Raw genomic sequence first — 21,244 nt, 5'->3', positions numbered from 1 at the left:
GTTTACGATTTTGTTAGAAATTCATCCAGGTTTAATAAAGCATTGGCTACAACCATGTAAGCAGCCTTTGATGTTAAAGATGGATCTTTTAAATCACTCGCATTGACAGCCATGAATTTAGCTGCCTCTGCTGGTTTCTTATTAAAATTTTGTAATGCTTCTTTATATAATTTTTCCAGTGCTACCACTTTTTCTTCACTCGGATTTTTCAACATCAATTTCTTATAACCATAAGAAATTATTTTCTTAGAATCCCCTGCTCCTTCTTTCTGCATAAGTGTCGAAAGATGTTTAGCGGCCTCCAGATAAACGGGATCATTCAACGTAGTTAGTGCTTGCAATGGTGTATTTGTTCTGATCCGATCAACCAAACAAACTTCTCTACTAGATGCATCAAAAGAGATAAATGAAGGATAAGGACTTGTCCGTTTCAAAAATGTATAAAGCCCCCTTCTAAATTGGTCTTCACCTGTACTTGTCGCCCACGATTCACCACTATAAACCGTCATCCATACACCATCCGGCTGATAGGGCATAACCGACGGTCCATACATTTTCGAACTTAGGAGACCACTTACGGCTAATGTCTGATCCCGAATCTGCTCTGCAGAAAGTCTAAATCGCGGACCTCTAGCTAAAAATATATTGGCCGGATCTTTATCCGCATCTCCTTGATTTAAACTCGATGATTGCTTATAGGTAGAAGACATGACAATATCCTTAATAAGTGCTTTCATGCTCCAATTTTTATTTTGCATGAGATCTAGCGCTAAGTAATCCAATAAATCAATATGCATAGATGGCGTGCTCTGCGTCCCCATATCTCCTAGTGGTTCCACCAACCCGCGTCCAAATAATTGCGCCCAAATTCTATTCACCAAAGTACGTGCTGTCAAAGGATTATCTTTACTTACAATCCATTTAGCAAATCCCAATCTATTGTTAGGAGCTCCCTTTGGGAAAGGATTTAATGTTTCAGGAACCGCAGGTTGAACCTCTTTACCTAACGCTAATCTATTTCCTCGCTCAAAAACATGTGTTTTCCGATGCATTTCTGCAGGATTTTCAATCATCACAGGCACACTTTCCGGATTTGTATTAATCAGTTGCATAAAGTTATTTTGCATACGCTGGGACTCCGGGTCTGCAGATACTGGAAACCCTTCGCGCAATGCGAACCACTCAATCATACAAATCGGCTGATCTTTTGCTGCTGTTGCATTCTTAAATATTAAATAAAGGTCATGAACTCCGGTATCTTCCTTCAGATCTGCTTGAATAACTTGTCTTCCTGAAGTACTAGGCAATTGGACTGTCGTCAGTAACGGGCCTGTTTTACTACCCTTTCTGACTTCTATGGCACCTCCATTTAATGATGTCCAATAATTAATATAAAATTGCTTTTTACCCTGCAAGGTGATGTGTTTCAATCGAGCACTTCCACCTGAACGTATGCCTAACCATTTGGTATCGTATAAGGCCCCATTTTCTACCTGATCACTATAATGTGCATGAATTTTTGGTTCTAATGTATGCAAGAATAAGTCTGTTGAACGGATCAACTTTTGATTTCCTTTCTGGGTAAGCCAGTACTTTATACTATCAACTCTGCTTTCATCTTCGGCCTTATAGAATCGTAACCTTGGATGATCACCCTGAGTATCTTCATCACGTGTATTATTAAAAAAAGCAACAGATTTATAATATTCTTCAAATTTAAATGGGTCGTAAGTATGGCTGTGACACTGTACACACTCAAAAGTTGTACTTAACCAAACCTGATAAGTCGTATTAACACGATCTAAAACAGAGGCAACACGAAACTCTTCACTATCTGTTCCTCCTTCATCATTATTCATTGTATTTCTATGAAAAGCAGTTGCAATTAGCTGATCTTTAGTTGGATCAGGCAATAAATCACCTGCTAACTGCTGTACCGTAAACTCATCAAAAGGCATATCTTTATTAAAAGCTTTAATGAGCCAGTCACGATAAGGCCATATTTGTCTTGATCCATCCTTTTCATAACCTTTAGTATCGGCATATCGGGCTAAATCCAACCACCAGCTTGCCCATTTCTCACCATATTGTTGTGAAGCTAATAAACTATCAACTCTTAGTTCGTAAGCATTTTCCCTAGTATCGGATGCAAATGATTGCAATTCGGATAAACTAGGCGGAATACCGACCACATCCAAATACAACCGTCTCAATAAGGTCTCCTTATCTGCCTCTTTTGAAAAAGACAGGTCTTTCTCTTTCATTTTATCCTGAACGAAATAATCGATATTATTGGATATACCAGATGGATTCATCCCGAATAAACTGGCAAAAGAAAATGGTTCAGGTACTTCAACTTTTTCAGGCAAAGTATATGCCCAGTGCTTGCCCCATTTCGCCCCCTCGTTGATCCATCTTTTCAAGATGTCGATTTCATCATCACTCAAACGTGGTGCATTGTAAGGCATTCTTAATTCTGGATCATCAATGGTCAACCGTTTAATAAATTCACTATGATCTGCATCACCTGCGATTATAGCTGGCTTACCAGACTCTGCTTTAGCAAATGCTTCGTTTTCAAAAAGTAAACTAAAACCTCCATTTTTCTTTACGCCACCATGGCACGTAATGCAATGCTTATTAAGGATGGGCTTCACTTCAGCACTAAAATCAACAGGATCTTCCTTCTTAAAGGTAAACAATCCGACGACCACAATGGCACTCAATAAGAGGGATACGACGACGACTTTCTTTTTCATGTTTAATACGATTTATAACTGCTAAGCTTTTATTTTAAATCGCAGTACAACGATTTTAAACAAAGCCAATTAGTTTTATTCGCTTATTAGGTTTATAAAATAATACAAAGGTTTTATAATGTATCTTGCTAACAGCAGTTCTTCTTCATTTATAAAAAATAAAATTAAAGATCTTTAACCTCATAAAATACAACCTCATTAACAAATAATGACAGTATATTGACGTTAATGCCTTTTTTGTGTAATTTATTTGTTTCTTTCAGCATCATAGTCTCCTATCATTAATTAATGATGCCCTTTATAAATAAAAATCACACGGCCATCACGAACAATTTTTTCTATAAAATCTAGCCACCATATTCACCGAGCATATCTAAAAACTTGGTTATTAAAATTTGATAACTTAGCTTACACGAATTCGCACATCAGTATAAATCAACATCATCAGTTCATCTTTTACAACTATATATCCCTAAAAAGCGATCATCGATCACAAAAAATCAAAAATTGTTTTATTATGCCGAAATTTATATATTCGTAGGTTATAAGCCAATTATCTAGACGAATGAAAGCTAAATTAATAGAAATCAGTCCACTTCCGAAGAAAACAATACATATCAAACATGTGGACGAAGCTTTTTTTAGTAATCCTTTGCACTTTCATGAACTATGCGAACTAGTCCTTATCGAAGAAAGTTACGGCAAACGTATTGTTGGTAATCATATTGACTCATTTAGTGCAGGAGATATGGTATTAATCGGGCCTAACATTCCACATATTTGGCATAATGATGATGCTTTTTTAAAGCCAGACTACCATGAGCGTGCTAAAGCTCTTGTTATTTACTTTCCAGCTGACTTTCTTATTCAATTGACCGATGATCAATCGACTATTCAAGCCATGCAAAAATTTATTGATAAGACTAAAGATGGTTTACGATTTTATGGGAATACACTAAAAAATGCAATGACTCTCATGCGGGATTTAGTCCATAAAGATTCTTTTTCCAAAATAACCGGTTTTCTAAATCTTATAGCATTGCTGCATCAAAGCACCGAATACGATCATTTATCCTCAGGAACATATAAACCTGTTTACAGCGAAAAGGATAATAAACGGATAAACATCATTTATGTATACGTAATGCAAAACTTTAGAGATACCGTTTCGCTGCAGGAGGCGGCCACCCTCTTAAATATGAACTCAAATGCTTTCTGCAGGTTCTTCAAAAAACATACCCAAAAATCGTTTTCTAAATTCGTGAATGAAACACGCATAGGACATGCCTGCAAATTGCTGGAAGATAAGAATCTGAATATTTCAGAGGTATGTTATGCTAGTGGTTATCAAAATTTAACAAACTTCAATAAGTTTTTTAAAGAAATTATGAACAAAAATCCGAGAGCCTATAGAAAAGAAATGGAAGTTGGTAGATTTAGCGCACCAATTAAATCTATTTCTTCCAATGTTTAAGTAATATGCATTACGAATAATGTGTCCCCAAATAATTAGGGTAACATTCATATTCCAAAGTTTACAAATAAAAAATAATTCGCTTTCTTTGGAACTGAAAAAGAATAATCGTTAAAGGGTATTATAGAGTATATATATGATATCAACATAAACCATAAAAATTAAATGAAAATAATTAAGAAAATTGCGCTTTTGGGATTATTATCGACAGCAGTATTATCGAGTAATGCGCAATCTCTTCCATACGAAGGAGTGACCGGATGGGAGGAAACAAAAGACAGTCGGATGGAGTGGTTCAGAGAAGCTCGATTTGGACTTTTCATCCATTGGGGACTTTATAGTGCCGCTGGAGGTAGCTGGGAAGGAAAACAATATCCACAACATTACGCCGAATGGATTCAAGCATGGGCAAAATTACCGAGCAAGCCGTATGCCGAAGTTTTAAAACCAAAATTCACAGCTGCAAAATTTGATGCCTCTGCCTGGGCATCGCTTGCAGAAGAAGCAGGTATGAAGTATGTCATTATAACCTCACGACACCACGAAGGATTCTCAATTTTTAATAGTCAGCAACCTTATTCATTAAAAAATGACATCACAGGAGGTACTAATATTTCACCTAAAGGACGTGATCTTTATGGAGAAGTCGTTAAAGCATTTCGTGCTAATGGCTTAAAAGCGGGTGCTTACTATTCGTTATTAGATTGGCAACATCCGGACTCTTATGAAGGTCTTTCCTATTTGAACCCCAACCCTACTGGTTATAAGCCCAATCATGAAGTCTATAAAGATTACTTATATGGCCAAGTGAAAGAGCTTGCGAATAATTACGGAGGTCTGGATGTCCTATGGCTTGACTTTAGTAGTAAAAATCATCAGGGAGAGAGCTGGGGAACAAAACGTATTCTTACAGACTTAATTAAATGGCAACCTCAAATTATAGTCAATAACCGTTTCTGGGATGGTCTCGAAAATAAAAATGGTGATATTGGAACTCCCGAAAAATATATACCACCTACAGGTCTTCCGGGTATGGACTGGGAAGTGAGCCACACGATGAATGAAAGCTATGGTTATAGTGCACATGACCAGAATTGGAAATCATTTGATAAAACAATGCGTTTATTTATCGAAACAGTGAGCAAAGGCGGAAATTTCTTACTCAATGTAGGTCCCGATGGAGAAGGTGCTATTCCAGAGAAAGCAGTGAAGTTACTGAAGGACATCGGTCAATGGATGAAAGTTAATAATGAATCCATATATGGAACTACAGCTAGTCCGTTTCAAGGATTAGATTGGGGCTACTGTACTCAAAAAGATGGTAAACTATATTTCCATGTATTCGATATTCCTTCAAATGGGACTATAGAAGTACCATTGGCAAGTGCTATTAGTAAAGCATATCTGTTAGGAAGTGCTAAAAAATCATTAAAAATATCAAAATCTACTTCGGGAAAAACAATCCAATTACCTGCGGACTTTAAAGGACAGATGCCAATGGTTATCGTTGCAGAAATTAAAGGAACTCCTGAAGTAATACAACAACAGATATTAACTCAAAAAGATGGTAGAATAGTCTTAACGGCTAATAATGCTAAATTAATCGGTACTGGAGGAATTAAACTTATTGGCGCAACGACTCATGATCCGAATCGTCCAAATGCAATTGGCGACTGGTCTAAAAAATCCGATCAAGTGGCGTGGGATGTAAAAATACAGCGTCCTGGTACCTATAAAATAGTCGTTAATTATCTTCCAAACGAGCAAAAATCAGGGACTATTTCACTTAGTCTTGGAACGAACAACCTATCGTATAAACTTAAGGCAACGAAAGGTAACCAATTTGTTGATGTTGAAACAGGAACATTTGAAATTTCACAGCAGGCCCTAGGTGACACAGCTTTAAAAGTAGAACTTAAAGCGCTTGAAATTACGGGAAATTCACTACCGGAGATTAGTTCAATCAGTCTCGTTCCTGTCAAATAAACTGAAATAAATAGACAGCTAAGAGCCCTTTTCCATCTGTAAAAAGCAAATGGGAAAGGGCTCTTTTCTTTTAAATTTGATGTCGAGTTTCACAAAAAATGAAAAATATTTTTTGTTTTCAATTAATTGCCGTTAAACTACTTTGAACAGAAAGAATTAAAATTCAATTTTTTAACATCAGATTCGAATGATTTATATTGCTCTGCAGTCATATTTTTGACTGGTAGTCGAAATTCTCCACAGTCTAATCCAACCTGTTTCATATATGCCTTACCTACTGAAATACCGCCATATTTTCCAAGAAGGGTAATCATATCAATAGATTGTTGCTGAAGATCATTTGCCCTGTCGAAATCACCATCATCAAATGCTTTGATCAGGTCATAATATAATGGTGCGGCATAATTGTAAGTACTCCCAACCGCTCCCCTTGCTCCTAATACTAGAGCAGATAGCATATTCTCATCTCTGCCCCACAGCATATCATACTTTCGATCCGCATAGTTCATACAAGATAGAAAATCCATAAAGTCTTCATGTGTATACTTAATTCCTGCAAAATTCGGAATTTTGCCATCTACTGCTTTCAGTAAATCAATCATTGGAAAATTACCACCTGTCAACACCGGAATATGATAATAATAGAATGCCGTATTGGGAGCTGCTTCAGCAACAGCGGCACAACATTTAGCAAGCTGATCCACATTTGAAGGCTTGAAATAAAATGGTGATGTAAATGAAATAGCGTCTACGCCTTCTGCTTCAGCAATTGTGGCCAACTCTCGGCATTCTTTAATGTTTGTACCTCCTAAGAGAATCATTAAACTAAAATCAGGATCGCTTTTTGTTAACTTGGTCCATGCTTTTAAGACATCGACTTTTTCTTGAAAAGTTAATGAGACTCCTTCACCTGTTGATCCACAGATAAAGCCTCCCGTAACCTTATTATTTTTTAAAGACTGGTAGTAATTTGGTATTTGTGCTAAATTTAATGCTCCATTCTCGTCAAATGGCGTAAAAGGTGCGGCAATTAAGCCTTCGATGTTTTTAGTGATCATATATAATGATTAGATTTGGGTTAAGATTAAGTGAAATTCTACTCCGTTATGGAGTAGAATTTTTGTGGTTAGGTTCCGGAATAACCAGGATTTTGTTGTCCAGTTAATTTCGGATCTGCTGATAACGTCCCTAAATCTATAGGCCATAAAAGTTTATGTTTCTGACTTTCAGTATTATCCAAAACACCAACTAAAGGCAAATCACGGCGAAACACAAGAGGCTTGCCACTAGCATCTTGCATGCGACGCAAATCAAACCATTGATGTCCTTCCGAAACAAATTCTTTAGTACGCTCGTAATAAATGGCAAGTTCATTACTTTCAAAAGTTCCATTTACAAATAATGGCGCTTTTCCATTATATGCACGATTTCTTACTTTCATAATTTCATCAGTGGGATCTTGACCTAATTTATTTTTTATTTCAGCTAAAAGTAAATAAGCGTCCGCAAGTCTATAAATAGGATAATCATCTGAATAATTACGTACCCCGTCAATTAAGGTCCCTAAAAATTTTCGCAAGAATGTTGCAGAGGTATTACCTTTATTAAAATTTATAAACGTAGCATTTGCCCTAGTATCATTTTTCTCAAATAATTTATACAAATCAATTTTATATTGATAACGGATGATACCAGTAGAGCCTGCCTGTAGTGGATCTTTCGGTATAGCCATGCCATTTTCGTCAACATATCCCGAAATGTCATCAGAAGCTGCATATATAAAATTATTAAAGAAATTGGTAGCTTCCTGATTCATGTAACGTAGCGTAAAAATAATTTCAGAATTACCTTTCATAGCCGGAATACTAGCAGATTGAAATACGTTTGAAAAATTATTCTGTAAAGAATATCGCGGTATTACATCTTCAACTGCACTTTTAGCAATATCGAGATCGGCTTTAACATTCTGAGGAGCCTTACCATCTAAATCAACTTTAGCTGTCCATAAGTACACCTCTGTTTTCAACATTTTAGTGGCAGCTAAAGACCACTGTGCTTTTTGATTTTTTGTATCATAAACAATTCCAAATGATTTTTCAGATTTATCAATTTCTGATTTAATAAAAGCCATTGTTTCTAGCTCTGTTTCTGTTCGAGCTTTGTACGCTTCTTCCGCTGAACTAGGTGTATTAACTGCTGCTTGAGGTTCAGTAACCAGTGGCACACGTCCGTAAGTTCTGAATAAGTAAAAATAATAGAAAGCTCTAAGTCCATATGCCTGTCCCAAATAGTAGCCTTTTTGTGCTTCAGTAAGATAATCGGCTTTTTCTACCTGGTAAATGAAATTATTAACTTGAAATAAAGGTCCATAAAGACCAGCCCAAGCACTAAATCCAGGTGAACTTTCACGAATGTCCTGAATTATTATATTAGCAGAATTTAATGAAGAGGTACCAATATCTGCAGTACCATTTCTCAAAGTTCCACCACGAAGTTCACCTAAACTCCATAGCGTTTGTTGTTGTCCCCTCAACTGTCCATGAAGGCCCAGCATTGCCCCAGCAACTTGATCGTTATTTTTCCAAAATGATCCACTAGCAAAATAATCTTCTGGGGCCAGATCTAATTCCATTTCTTTACAAGAGGAAAGAAATGAGGAGGCTATTAGTAAGTAAATAAATATATTTTTCATCGCTTTGCATTAAAATGTTAATTGTAAACCTAATATAAATGTTCGGGGTAATGGATATCCTCCGCCTCCCTGTCCGACACTACCGCTTTCTGCTGAAAATAAAGTGTTTTTTGTCCAGTAATGAAGGTTTTGTCCTGTTAAAGAAACATTTAAATCTTCCATTTTTATCTTATTTGCTAAGGTTTTAGGTAATCTATATCCAAGGGTTAATTCGCGAAATGCCAGATAGTTTCCCTTATTGTAAAACATGCTACTTTCCCGACTTGTATTATTTTTAAATAATTGATCTGCCCAGTAATAAGAAGGGTACTGAGCATTGGGATTTTCCGGAGTCCAAGTATTAAATACGTCTGTTGTCGTATTAAATGTTCCTTGCATCATTCCTAGAAACCAAGCCCTTGGTCCATCATAGGCAACATAACCTAAGGCATAATCAAAACGGCTATTTAAACTAAGATCTTTCCAGCGTACAGAAAGCCCGAAACCTCCAGTCCATTTAGGAACTGTATTTCCCATATAAACACGATCATAAGAATTAATAATACCATCACCATTTACATCTTTCCACATAACATCACCTAGAGCTAATGGGTAATATAGTCCTTTCTGATCGGCTGGTAGCGCATTAAATACATCTGGATGAACAAGTGTTCTTGCTCCGATCAAATCCTTTAGTTGTAAAGCATAATTATCTAGATCCTGCTGGGTACGAATAATACCTGTAGCTTCATAAGCATATGCGACATTTGGATCTTGTCCTTCTTGAAAACCACCAACCCAGATCAATTCCTTAGTTTTTGAATCATACACCTGCAAACCGCCCTGTCTATTATTTTCAACACCATTATATGGTAATTTTAATATTTTGTTTTTATTATAAGCGGTGTTCCAACTAACATTTACATCCCAATTAGACTTTCGGAGTAATTGATAATTTAAATCAACTTCCACTCCTTGGTTTTGCATATCACCATTGTTGGTTGTAATAGTTGTGAATCCAGCAGAAGCAGGTAATGTTAGGTTAGCTATTTTATCTTTTGTCGTACGATGATAATAAGCGACCGTAAGATCTAATTTATTGAATAGTCTAGTTTCTAAACCAACTTCTTTAGTCATTAAACTTTCCCATTTCAAGTTAGGGATAGATAAAGTTGACATCGTGTATCCTACCTGACCATCATATTTAGTAGTTCCATAAGAACCTTGTAAGGTATATGAACCTATTCCACTAACATTTCCGTTTGCACCATAACTTGCACGCAGTTTTAATGAATTCACAGTATGATCAGCACCTAAATAATCCTTTAAAAAATCTTCTTTATGTAAAGCCCAGCCTAGTGATATTCCAGGAAAAGTTCCCCATCGATTATTAAGGAGAGTAGAATAACCATCGCGTCTTGCTGTCAAAGTCATCAGATATTTTTCCTTATAATCATAATTGACACGTCCAAAATAGGAAGTTATACGTTGGCGATCATGATACGAGTCAATCGCTCTCTTATTTGCTTCTGGGCTTGTTAAACCCAAATCCATAAAATCATCTGTTGGCGCTCCTGTTCCTGAAGCGGAAAAACCATTATTATATGCATCAAAAAATTCCCAACCGATCATCGCATCAATATGATGATCTTCACGAATGTTCGTATTGTAGTTTAATACGGCATTATAAGTTTGGTTATAGATCTTATCATAGGAAGCAGATGAATTACGTGTGCGTACATAATTTCCCGGACTTGCTAAATAATCCTTATTAAATGATTCTGCTGTTGACTGATTAAAAAACCAATTACCACTAACTCTTAAGCTTAAATTTTCTAAAAAATTGACGGTAAAAGCCTGTGATAATGTAAGCTTTTGATTAATATTTTTCCGAATAAACTTATCATCATTTACAACTGGATTACCATCTTGCCAATCTTTTCCAACAAGCAATTCTCCATTGGCATTAACACCGCGCATAGTTGGAGGCGCTCCTAATGCACGGGTCATGTAATTACCTTCACCATTAATAGCATCACGCCATTTTGTATAAGCAAAATTGACTCCTGAAAAGGACTGTAACCAAGGCTTAATTTTATAATCACCATTTAATACAAAGGTTGTCCGATCATAAAAACTACTGATTGGCATTCCCTTTTCATTATATTTGCCAACACTTCCATAATACTTCCCCTTATCATTCCCACCTTGAACGGCAATATTATAGTCTTGAGTTAAGCTGAAATCACGTAATGCATAATCCGCATAATCGAAATCTTTAAAAATTAATTCTTTACCCGTAACTGGATCAAGCATTGTCTGCCAGCCTTGCTGCAATAGCTCTCTATTTGTATCATCTAAGAACATTGTGCTCCAAACTGCATTACTTGTTACATTTCCATCTAAAATGTTTCCATTTGCATCTTTATACAAATTACCAGTACCAAATGGGAGAACTTTCGTTAATTGATCTAATTGGCTAGGTTGATACTGCCCTGACAATTGAACTCCCTTTCGACTCCAATTTATATAATCTCGTGCATTTAAAAACTTAAATGGAGAGTTTAAAGTATTAATACCAACTTTAGATTGAAGTGTAACATTAGATACGCCTTCTTTTCCTTTTTTAGTAGTGATTAATACCACCCCATTTGCCGCTCTTGCTCCGTAAATAGCTGTAGCCGATGCATCTTTTAGAACATCAATAGATTCAATATCATTTTGATTAATATCATTAAATCCGCTTCGAATTAAACCATCAACAATTACTAATGGATTCCCACCGCCAGCATATGTAGTCCCCCCTCTTAGCGTTACTGATGGCACCGCACCAGGCCTACCTGAAGTTTGCTGTACTCTAATACCTGGAATTGTTCCCGCCAATGCAGAAGCTGGATTGGATCGAACACCCGTTTCTAAAACTTTCTTATCCAATCGACTTACGGAGCCCGTCAAATTGGATTTTTTCATCTTTCCATAGCCCACAACAACAACCTCATCAATTTGCTGATTGGAAGATTCTAATTTAATTTCCAAGGATTCTGCCTGTCCAACTTTTACTTCCTGAGGTTTGTATCCTGTAGAAGTAATGACCAGGATCGCATTCGGATTTGTCGGTAAAATAAAGGAACCATCAGCTTTTGTTTGTAAAGATTGCTTACTTCCCTTCACGTTAATAGTTACATTTCCCAAAACTTCTCCTGTAACGGCATCTCTGACTTTACCTTGAATGTTTCGATCCTGCGCATGGATTACAGCTAGATTTCCTGCTAGCATAGACCAGAGTAATAAATGTTTTAATTTTCGGTTTGAATACATATTGGTTATTATTAAGTATTACATAAAGCAAATTTATATAATTTAATTTGTAAAAAACAACATTAAATTAAGATTATGTACAACATACTTGTAAAAATTTATATGTATATTTGTTTTTAGGCGTATAAATGCACTTTTATGAGTACAAATCCAACATTGATCAATTTTGTTAACACCATTGATACCTCTTCACTCGTTGATAAAGTGGAGAAAGAAATCATCAATTTATTCATTAGTCAGGGATTAAAAATAGGCGATGCACTTCCCAAGGAATTAGAATTAGCGGAAACTTTAGGAGTAAGCCGCACTGTGATCCGAGAAGCAATGTTACGTTTAAGACTAGTAGGCTTAGTAGAATCTAAAAAACATAGAGGTGCTGTATTAACAAGTCCGGATCTGATCAGTCCGATGAAAAAATCGCTTTACCCAACGATCATGGACGATAAGACACTCCGTGATTTATTTGAAATGAGATTGATATTGGAACTTGGAATGGCAGATTTACTTTATCAAAGAATTACACCTGCAGATATTCAAGAATTAGAAGTAATTGTTGCTAAAGAATCAAATGATAATGACAACAGCATATTCGATATCGAAACAGAAGTTGCATTCCATGGTAAATTATATGAGATCAGTGGGAATATCATGCTTAAAGATTTTCAAAATCTTCTTTTACCCGTATTTAAATTTGTTCACTCAAGTGGCATGCTGATTGAGAAATCAAATTCAAAGAATTTCATATCTCACCGCGGTTTGGTGGACATATTAAAGGTAGGAACTCCTGAAGTTTTCAGAAATGCTATGCGCCAGCATCTGGATAATCACTTTCAGCGTATACAACAATACGATAACAAACCTATTGATTAAAAATTCAATATTTCATCATAACTTATTACTATACAGCAACTGCTTTCATACCAGAAGTATGAAAGCAGTGTATCTCATACCTATCAACTTGCTACTTAAATGTTAAGTATAATGAATATGTAGCGCTCCCGTAGCCGACTTCATTCGAACAACATCTATATTTATTCTAATTTTAAAGCTCACTTCTATTTACCTTTATGTCCACAAAAAAAAGTACGATTTATAAAGGCTTTTCTTTAGCAATTGCAGCGGCTATCCTATGGGGAGTATCTGGGACATTAGCACAATTTCTATTTCAAAAAAGGGAAATAAATGTTGAATGGTTGATTACAGTTCGTATGTTACTATCTGGCATCTGCTTACTAAGCTTTGCAAAAACTAGCGAAAGAGCGCCTATATTTAAAATTTGGAAAACTAAAAATGACCGTTTACAACTACTTGCCTTTAGCATTTTTGGTATGCTGGCTGTACAATATACTTATTTTGCGGCCATTAAGCATTCGAATGCCGCTACCGCTACTGTGCTACAATATGCTGGTCCAATCATAATGGCCATCTATTTAGCGTGCAAGTATAAAAGATTACCCAGCCTTTTGGAATTATTTGCTATTATTCTGGCAATAGTTGGAACTTTTCTATTAGTTACGAATGGCAACATCAATACCCTTGCCATATCTAATACCGCGCTGTTTTTTGGTTTAGCCTCTGCGGTGGCACTGGCCATATATACTCTAATGCCAGCTGAACTGCTATCAAAACATAAATCCTCGGTTGTAATTGGTTGGTCTCTCCTTTGTGGTGGTATTGCATTCAGCTTTATGAAAGCCCCTTGGGATATTCAGGGAGTTTGGGATACTAAAACTTATTTATTTACGGCACTCATTATTCTTTTAGGTACTGTATTTCCATTTTACTTCTATCTCACAGCAGTAACACTGATCGGTGGACAGAAAGCAAGTTTGTTAGCATCAGCCGAACCTCTTTCTGCAACACTCTTGGCGGTATCTTGGCTCCATATTCCCTTTTCCTTGTGGGATTGGATAGGAACTTTCTGCATTATTTCTACGGTCTTCTTATTAAGCAAAAAATAAAAAAAGGCTGTAAGATTACTACAGCCTTTAGGTAATTTATAAAATCTTAGAAAGAAAAATCATCTTTAGATGATTCACTAGCATATGCTGGGTCATCAAAATTAGGCTCGTAGCGTTTTTCAAGAACTTCCTGATTCGATTTAATGTATTCAACAACATCAGTCAAACCCTCTGCAAATTTCTCAAAGTCTTCTTTATACAAGAATATTTTGTGTTTAATAAACTGGCCGTCTTCAAAACGTTTCTTGCTTTCAGTGATGGTAATGTAATAATCGTTAGACCGTGTAGCCTTTACATCAAAAAAATAGGTACGTTTACCCGCTCTCACTTTTTTTGAAAAAACCTCTTCTCGCTCTTTGTTTTCAAAATCTCCCATTGGTTATTATTTAAGTTTAAGTTATCTTAATCTTTGATAAATATATAATATTTAGCATGTAACTTCCAAATATTATTCAAAAAAAATAAATTTTGAACCTATATTAAGCTCTTTTAACGAACTTGATTTTTAGATTTGATCGATAAATGTCACCTATCGCTCATCAACGATATTTTTTCACCGAGGATTTTATTACATTTACCGAATATTATTGATCGATTACCTATTTCAATTACTCAAGAAGATATAACAGCTATACCTTTGAAGTATAAATTTTAAAAGTCATGGAAAAAGAGCCATTCGTACCAAAAAGCAACAACAGTAAAAATATCATAGGTGGTATCATCATACTCATTGGTATTCTTTTACTATTAAAAAATTTAGATTTAGACTTCTTCTTCCCTTCATGGATATTTGGCTGGTATATGATTTTGATTATTATCGGTCTTGTAATAGGTGTCAATTCTAATTTTCAAAAAAAATCTTCTATCATCTTAATTGCGGTTGGTCTGGCATTTCTAGCTAGAAGAATCATGCACACCGATTTTGGAGGAATTATATTCCCGATCTTGATTATTGGATTAGGAGCATATTTTATCATGGGAAGAAAAAAAGGTTTACCTCCTATGCCTCCCATGCCTATCAACCCGAGTGTTCCTCCAAAGCCTCCCGCAGACTTTGACTGGGATAAGCGTGTTATCGATCCGGCAACTGAAAATGATCAACAAAAAGTAGCTGAAAATGACGAGACAAACGGAAACGCCAACAGCAATACAAATAGCAATCAAGGTCTGCCTAATGAGCAGGCCTTTGCCACTCCATATTATGCACAGACAGAAAATAGCTTTGAAGATGTTTTAAATGTCAATTCCATCTTTGCAAGCCTCAAAAAATTTATTCTATCTAAAAATTTCAGAGGTGGTAACATAGCATGTATGTTCGGTAGCGTATCCATTGATCTGACACAGGCGGATATAACCGACATAGCCGTTATTGATGCTTTCCAAATGTTTGGAAGTGCTAAAATTATTGTTCCAGCTAATTGGACTGTTTATTCTAACGTATCATCCGTATTCGGTGATGTTGATGACCGACGTTTCAATGTAGGTCTAACAAGAGATCCAACTAAAAAATTATATATCACAGGTACTTGTCTTTTTGGAAATTTAACCATTAGAAATGCCTAGACATGAAGGATAAACTTTTATTGCAGAATAAAAATAAACTGATTTTAATCATTTGTTTAAGCATATTGCTTGGCTACTTTGTCATGCAATATGCTTTGATGTATAGATCTGGATTTCCCAGCGAAATAACAATCAAGGACTCCATTATCAACAGTTTAATGATGATGCTCTGTTGCTATGCAATTTCCACCACGCTCAATTACTATATACCTAAACCTAACCAGATCTGGAAAGTGCTTATTATAGGATTCATTATGAGTGGCATAAGCATTCTTGGAAGCCGACTGGTCGTTCAATATTATCTTCCGAAGGAGCATTTAAAAATCTATGACCTTATTATTCCTTATCGCTATATTGTTAATTTTTTAATCTTAACATCTGTAGCAATTTTCATTATTGTATGGAATATACAGGAAGAATATATTTCTAACATCAAAAGAAAGCAAGATTCGGAAAATCAACTGCGCGAAGCAGAATTGTACAACCTTAGACAGCAATTACAGCCTCATTTCCTTTTTAACAGTCTCAATTCCATCATTGCTTTAATAGGTAGTAAGCCAGATGAGGCCCGCAATATGACCTTTCAATTGTCCGATTTTTTAAGGGGTACACTCCGAAAGGAAAATAACCAGTTGATCGTACTTCAAGAGGAATTAAACCATCTCGAACTATACTTAGATATTGAAAAAGTAAGATTCGGTCACCGGCTTAATATCCACATTGATCATGACCAAGATGTTTTATCGACCAAAATACCGGCGATGATTTTGCAACCGCTAGTTGAAAACGCTATTAAACATGGCCTATACAATGTAACAGAAAATGTAACCATCAGCATTAAATGTTTCTTAGATAATAAAACATTACATGTTTCGATAGAAAATCCCTTTGAGCCAGGTGAATCCGTGCAATCTAAAGGAACAGGCTTTGGGCTTACCAGTATTCAACGGCGCTTATTTCTTCTTTTTGGAAGAAATGACCTACTGACGACACAAACCGAACAAAATATATTTACAAGCAGTATCAAAATCCCGCAATATGATTAAAGTTATCCTTATAGATGATGAACCTCTAGCGCGTTCTATCTTAGTAGAGTACCTGAGCAAAGATCCGTTAGTTTCTATTGTTGCAGAGTGTGGAGATGGATTTGAAGGAGTAAAAGCAATACAGCAACACCAACCAGACTTACTCTTTCTAGATGTTCAAATGCCTAAATTAACAGGCTTCGAAATGTTGGAATTAGTCGAAAACCCACCCGCAGTAATCTTTACAACAGCATTTGATGACTATGCACTCAAAGCTTTTGAAAAAAATGCGATTGACTATCTGATGAAACCAATTTCACCGAACAGATTTAAGCAAGCATTCGAGAAGTTCAAATTAAGTTTTTCAAAACCAAATGCAGAACCGGCACCTAATTATGAAGCAGTCATTCATCAAGAGGAGTCAAAACTAGACCGCATCGTTGTAAAAACAGGAACACAGATTAAAATAATACCCGTTCCACAGATTAAATATCTGGAAGCTTATGATGACTATGTGAAAATTCATACAGCAGATGGTCTCTATCTGAAAAATAAAACAATGGCTTTCTTTGAAAAGCATCTCGATGAACAGACATTCGTTAGAATACACCGTTCTTATATCATCAAGATCGATCAGCTGGCACGCATTGAACCTTGGGAAAAAGATAGCTTTGTCGCTATTTTAATAACCGGTGAAAAGCTTAACATCAGTAAATCTGGATATGCCAGATTAAAACAAATGATTGGCATATAAATAAAGTTTATGTAAATTTGTAGCAGTATAATCATTATGAAAAATTTTATTGCTGCACTTTTACTCAGTAGCTCATTGACTGCTGTTGCTCAAAATTCTAATCAAGAACAAATTAATCACACGTTCTATAATAAAATAGAATTTTTTATCAATTCACAACAGACAGATTCCATTTATAAACTGGCGAATGAAAATTTTAAGAGAGCAGTACCTTATTCTTCTTTAAAAAACTTACTGGAAAATGAGATTTATCCGTTAGGTAGGATCAAACATGCTGAAAAAATAAACTTTAGTAATGGAGTAAGTCAATATCGTGTAGATTTCACAGATAAATCCTTTCAGGTTCCTTTCGGTGTGGATAGCACGTTGCATTACCACACTTTAGGTTTTCAACCCGTTACAAAACCTGTTGCAGAGAAACAGGCACCCGTATTAACAAATACCGTTGTCGAAAATAAAGTTGATTTTTTCATTGATTCTGCTGCCAATATTTATACCAAAAAGGGGAATACACAATCTTTAGCAATTGGTGTCATAAAAAATGGTCAGTTAAACACCTACTTTTATGGTGAGACTGAAAAAGGAAATAAAATTCTACCCACAAGCAGTACCCTTTATGAAATAGGTTCACTGTCAAAAATCTTCACGGCTACATTATTAGCGGATTTCGTTCAAAGTGGAACATTAAGTTTAGAACAGCATATCGTTGATTTTTTACCTGATTCATTAAAAATAAATCCTAGCTTACAAAAGATAACGTTTAAAACCTTAGCAAATCATACTTCCGGTTTGCCCCGATTACCAGATAATCTTGAGAAAACAAAAGGTTTTGACCCCAACAACCCGTACAAAAATTATGATAGGAAATATTTACACCAATATTTGGCAACTTTCAAAGCCGAAAATGAAAGCGGAGAAAAATATGAATATAGTAATCTTGGGTATGCATTATTAGGAGATATATTAACATCACTCCATAAAAAAAGTTACAACACGGAAATTCAGGAAATTATCGCAAAACCTTTAGGCTTAACATCGACTACGGATGTTCTAAATCCTAAAACACAATATCTGCCAAAAGTCTATAACATAAAAGGAGAAGAAACGAAAGCATGGGATTTTCAAATTTTTAGTGCGGCTGGAGGTTTAAAATCGACTGTTACCGATTTAATGACCTTTGCGCAGACACAGTTCAAAATGCCGGAAACACAATTGGAGAACGCTATGGCACTGACACGTCAGTTCACATATTTCCTTCCTCCTAGCACAGACATTGGCCTGGCTTGGCACATGGATTTATTGGATGATATTACTTACTGTTATCACACAGGTGGTACAGGTGGCAGCAGTTCATTCATAGCTATTGCACCAGATAAAAAAACAGCGGTAGTTTTACTTTCCAATGCTGCCGAATCTATCGAGACAACTGGATTATCGATCTTCCATTTTCTTCTTTCTCAAAAATAAGATAAAGCAAACATTCAAATACTTAGGGGACATATTGAATAATATGTCCCCTATTTTTTTAATCGCCTCCATAAAATAATGATGAACCAATGAGATATCGATTTGTTTTACATATATAATTACATCATAAATAAAACAAATTTAGCTAAGTTTGGTAATAGAAAATTGATTTTAAGCGTATGAAAGTTTTTATCTGCAGAACAATTCCTCAAAAAGCGATTGATAGTTTACAGCAAGCTGGTTTTGACATCACCTACCGCACAGAACCCGGAAATATTATACAATCAGATTTAATTAAAGCCTGTCAACAGGTAGATTATTTATTTGCCGCCGGACATAATCTGCTAGATGAAAAATTTTTCGAAACATGTCGTCATCTTAAGGGAATAGCATTGATGAGTGCCGGATATGACAGTGTTGACCTTGAAGCCGCAACCAAATACGGTATTCCTGTAAGCAATACACCTGATGTGTTATCCAACGCAACTGCTGATATCGCTTTTCTATTAATGCTGGCAGTGTCGAGAAAAGCTTTTTTCATGAATCGCAAAATCATAAATAACGAATGGAAAGATTTTGAATTAACGGAACATCTCGGTGTGGAGCTTGATGGGAAGACTTTAGGAATTTTTGGATTAGGCCGTATTGGTTTTGAACTCGCAAGGAAAGCCAAAGCTGCTTATAATATGGATATCATTTATTACAATAGACATCCAAACAGTAATGCAAAACGACTTTTGGATGCTACTTACGTAAATTATGATGAATTATTAACCCGAAGTGATGTGCTGTCGGTTCATGCAAATCTGACAGCAGAAACGAAAGGAAAATTTAATAAAGAAGCTTTCACAAGAATGAAAAACACAGCTATTTTTATCAATACAGCACGTGGGGGATTACATCAAGAAGAAGATTTATACACGGCATTAACAAGCGGAGAACTGTGGGGGGCTGGTCTAGATGTCACTAACCCTGAGCCTATGGCATTTGACAATCCACTACTTAGCTTGCCTAACGTAGCAGTATTGCCCCATATCGGATCTGCTACAACAGAAGCTAGGGATAATATGGCGCTAATGGCAGCTCAAAACTTGATCGCCGCTAATAAGCACATCAAAATGCCTCAAATTTTAAATAAAGAGATCTATGAAAATAATATATAAATTGATCAATAAAATCAATAAACTGATTTTACCTCGATATGCAAAGAAAGATCCAACAAAACTAAAAAAGTACCAACAAGCTATATTAGCTTATCGGTACTTTATTTTGGTCCGATCACTCGATTAAGATTTCATAATACGGTCCTGCCCTCCATTTAGATCCGAAATAATACGCATCTCGGTCTGTGGATAAGGAATACTGATGTTATGTTTATCCAAAGCATTTTTAATAGCTTCTTGATTTTCATTGTTCGCTGGCCAAAAATCTTCCTTTTTTGTCCATGCACGAATGGTGAGATTAACGGAACTATCTCCCAACCCTTTCACAAAAACCTCAACTGGAGGAGTTTTCAGAATACGTGAATCATTATGAAGTACGTCCATAATAATCTCACGCGCTTCCTTAATATTGGCATCATATGAAATACCGACCGTATACTCAAAACGGCGATTGGTAATTTTGGTGAAATTTTGAATAACAGAATTTGCTAAAGGACCATTTGGACTAAATACACGAACACCATCTCCAGCAATTAACGTTGTATATAAAATATCGATTCTATCCACAGTGCCCGATGTACCGTTACTGCTACTCACATAGTCTCCAACTTCGAAAGGTCTAAATAAAAGAATCAGTACCCCGCCGGCAAAATTACTTAAACTGCCCTGCAATGCTAAACCTGCTGCCAGACCAAAAGCTGATAAAGCGGCAATAAAGGAAGTTGTTTCAATTCCCATGGTACTCGCTACTGTTAGGAATAATAGGGCGTAAAATACAACACGCAAGATACTCATCGCAAATCCCCGTATTGATAAGTCTACATTACGCTTTTCAAATCTCCTACTGATCAGGCCAAGTAAAAATTTGACAATGTAGCTTCCAACGATTAATATAATAATCCCTGTAATAATACTTGGTGTCTTTAAAAGTACAACTTCTAGTAACGTATCCAGACTGCTTTCTAATCTATTCATTTGTTATCTGTTTTTGTTTCTCATAAATATAACAATTGAGTCACGAATTGGCAATAAAATTATCAATCGTTGAAAAACACCATAAAATCGATAATTAAATCAGTTGCAAATGTGATTTTTGAAGTAAA

At 35.8% G+C, this 21,244-nt stretch carries 15 protein-coding genes; 9 read left to right on the top strand and 6 right to left on the bottom strand.

Annotation, left to right across the window (positions count from 1 at the left end; genetic code table 11):
• Window positions 1–2 precede the first annotated feature (2 nt).
• On the bottom strand, window positions 3–2,759 hold the full coding sequence (locus EDF66_RS09870) for a DUF1553 domain-containing protein (protein ID WP_132842320.1): 2,757 nt from the start codon (window positions 2,757–2,759) through the stop codon (window positions 3–5).
• Between the two features lie 565 nt (window positions 2,760–3,324).
• Between EDF66_RS09870 and EDF66_RS09865 the strand changes: the two genes are divergently transcribed.
• Window positions 3,325–4,233 (top strand): AraC family transcriptional regulator, encoded by a 909-nt coding sequence (locus EDF66_RS09865; protein ID WP_021189121.1) that lies wholly within the window; start codon window positions 3,325–3,327, stop codon window positions 4,231–4,233.
• Window positions 4,234–4,398: 165 nt separating this feature from the next.
• The gene (locus EDF66_RS09860; RefSeq protein ID WP_132842318.1) at window positions 4,399–6,219 is read left to right on the top strand and encodes an alpha-L-fucosidase; all 1,821 of its coding nucleotides are present in this window, start codon (window positions 4,399–4,401) and stop codon (window positions 6,217–6,219) included.
• Window positions 6,220–6,356: 137 nt separating this feature from the next.
• Here EDF66_RS09860 and EDF66_RS09855 read toward each other — a convergent pair whose 3' ends face one another.
• From EDF66_RS09855 to EDF66_RS09845, 3 genes are all read right to left on the bottom strand, one after another.
• Window positions 6,357–7,277 carry a dihydrodipicolinate synthase family protein gene (locus EDF66_RS09855; RefSeq protein WP_132842317.1) on the bottom strand — a complete coding sequence of 307 codons (921 nt, stop codon included), beginning with the start codon at window positions 7,275–7,277 and terminating at the stop codon, window positions 6,357–6,359.
• 68 nt (window positions 7,278–7,345) lie between these two features.
• Window positions 7,346–8,911, bottom strand: coding sequence for a RagB/SusD family nutrient uptake outer membrane protein (locus tag EDF66_RS09850; RefSeq protein ID WP_132842315.1), 1,566 nt, complete (start codon window positions 8,909–8,911; stop codon window positions 7,346–7,348).
• Window positions 8,912–8,920: 9 nt separating this feature from the next.
• Window positions 8,921–12,166: a SusC/RagA family TonB-linked outer membrane protein gene (locus EDF66_RS09845; RefSeq protein ID WP_132842660.1), complete on the bottom strand. Its 3,246-nt coding sequence runs from the start codon at window positions 12,164–12,166 to the stop codon at window positions 8,921–8,923.
• Window positions 12,167–12,346: 180 nt separating this feature from the next.
• Here EDF66_RS09845 and EDF66_RS09840 point away from each other — a divergent pair, with 180 nt between their 5' ends.
• Entirely contained in the window at window positions 12,347–13,078 is a 732-nt protein-coding gene (locus EDF66_RS09840; protein ID WP_021189128.1) for a FadR/GntR family transcriptional regulator, read from the top strand.
• A 197-nt stretch (window positions 13,079–13,275) separates the two neighbouring features.
• Complete coding sequence (locus EDF66_RS09835) at window positions 13,276–14,169, top strand: EamA family transporter (protein ID WP_132842313.1); 894 nt, start codon at window positions 13,276–13,278, stop codon at window positions 14,167–14,169.
• Between the two features lie 46 nt (window positions 14,170–14,215).
• Here the strand turns inward: EDF66_RS09835 and EDF66_RS09830 are convergent, their stop codons facing one another.
• Complete coding sequence (locus EDF66_RS09830; protein WP_132842311.1) at window positions 14,216–14,545, bottom strand: DUF3276 family protein; 330 nt, start codon at window positions 14,543–14,545, stop codon at window positions 14,216–14,218.
• Between the two features lie 284 nt (window positions 14,546–14,829).
• Here EDF66_RS09830 and EDF66_RS09825 point away from each other — a divergent pair, with 284 nt between their 5' ends.
• The 5 genes from EDF66_RS09825 (at window position 14,830) to EDF66_RS09805 (ending at window position 20,141) form a co-directional block, all read left to right on the top strand.
• Window positions 14,830–15,732, top strand: a complete 903-nt coding sequence (locus tag EDF66_RS09825) for a LiaF transmembrane domain-containing protein (protein WP_132842309.1) — start codon at window positions 14,830–14,832, stop codon at window positions 15,730–15,732.
• Window positions 15,733–15,734: 2 nt separating this feature from the next.
• A complete protein-coding gene (locus EDF66_RS09820) occupies window positions 15,735–16,778 on the top strand; it encodes a sensor histidine kinase (protein WP_132842307.1) in 1,044 nt (347 codons plus the stop codon).
• Window positions 16,771–17,511 (top strand): LytR/AlgR family response regulator transcription factor, encoded by a 741-nt coding sequence (locus tag EDF66_RS09815; RefSeq protein WP_132842306.1) that lies wholly within the window; start codon window positions 16,771–16,773, stop codon window positions 17,509–17,511. The genes EDF66_RS09820 and EDF66_RS09815 overlap by 8 nt, the downstream gene beginning before the upstream one ends.
• A 36-nt stretch (window positions 17,512–17,547) precedes the next feature.
• Entirely contained in the window at window positions 17,548–18,978 is a 1,431-nt protein-coding gene (locus tag EDF66_RS09810) for a serine hydrolase domain-containing protein (RefSeq protein ID WP_132842304.1), read from the top strand.
• Between the two features lie 179 nt (window positions 18,979–19,157).
• Window positions 19,158–20,141, top strand: a complete 984-nt coding sequence (locus EDF66_RS09805) for a 2-hydroxyacid dehydrogenase (protein ID WP_132773020.1) — start codon at window positions 19,158–19,160, stop codon at window positions 20,139–20,141.
• Window positions 20,142–20,264: 123 nt separating this feature from the next.
• Here the strand turns inward: EDF66_RS09805 and EDF66_RS09800 are convergent, their stop codons facing one another.
• Window positions 20,265–21,116 carry a mechanosensitive ion channel family protein gene (locus EDF66_RS09800; protein ID WP_132773021.1) on the bottom strand — a complete coding sequence of 284 codons (852 nt, stop codon included), beginning with the start codon at window positions 21,114–21,116 and terminating at the stop codon, window positions 20,265–20,267.
• Window positions 21,117–21,244 lie beyond the last annotated feature (128 nt).

Source organism: Sphingobacterium sp. JUb20, from assembly GCF_004342035.1.
Taxonomy (GTDB): domain Bacteria; phylum Bacteroidota; class Bacteroidia; order Sphingobacteriales; family Sphingobacteriaceae; genus Sphingobacterium; species Sphingobacterium anhuiense.
Note: the sequence above shows the minus strand (reverse complement) of the source record. Positions and strands in the feature narration are given on the sequence as shown.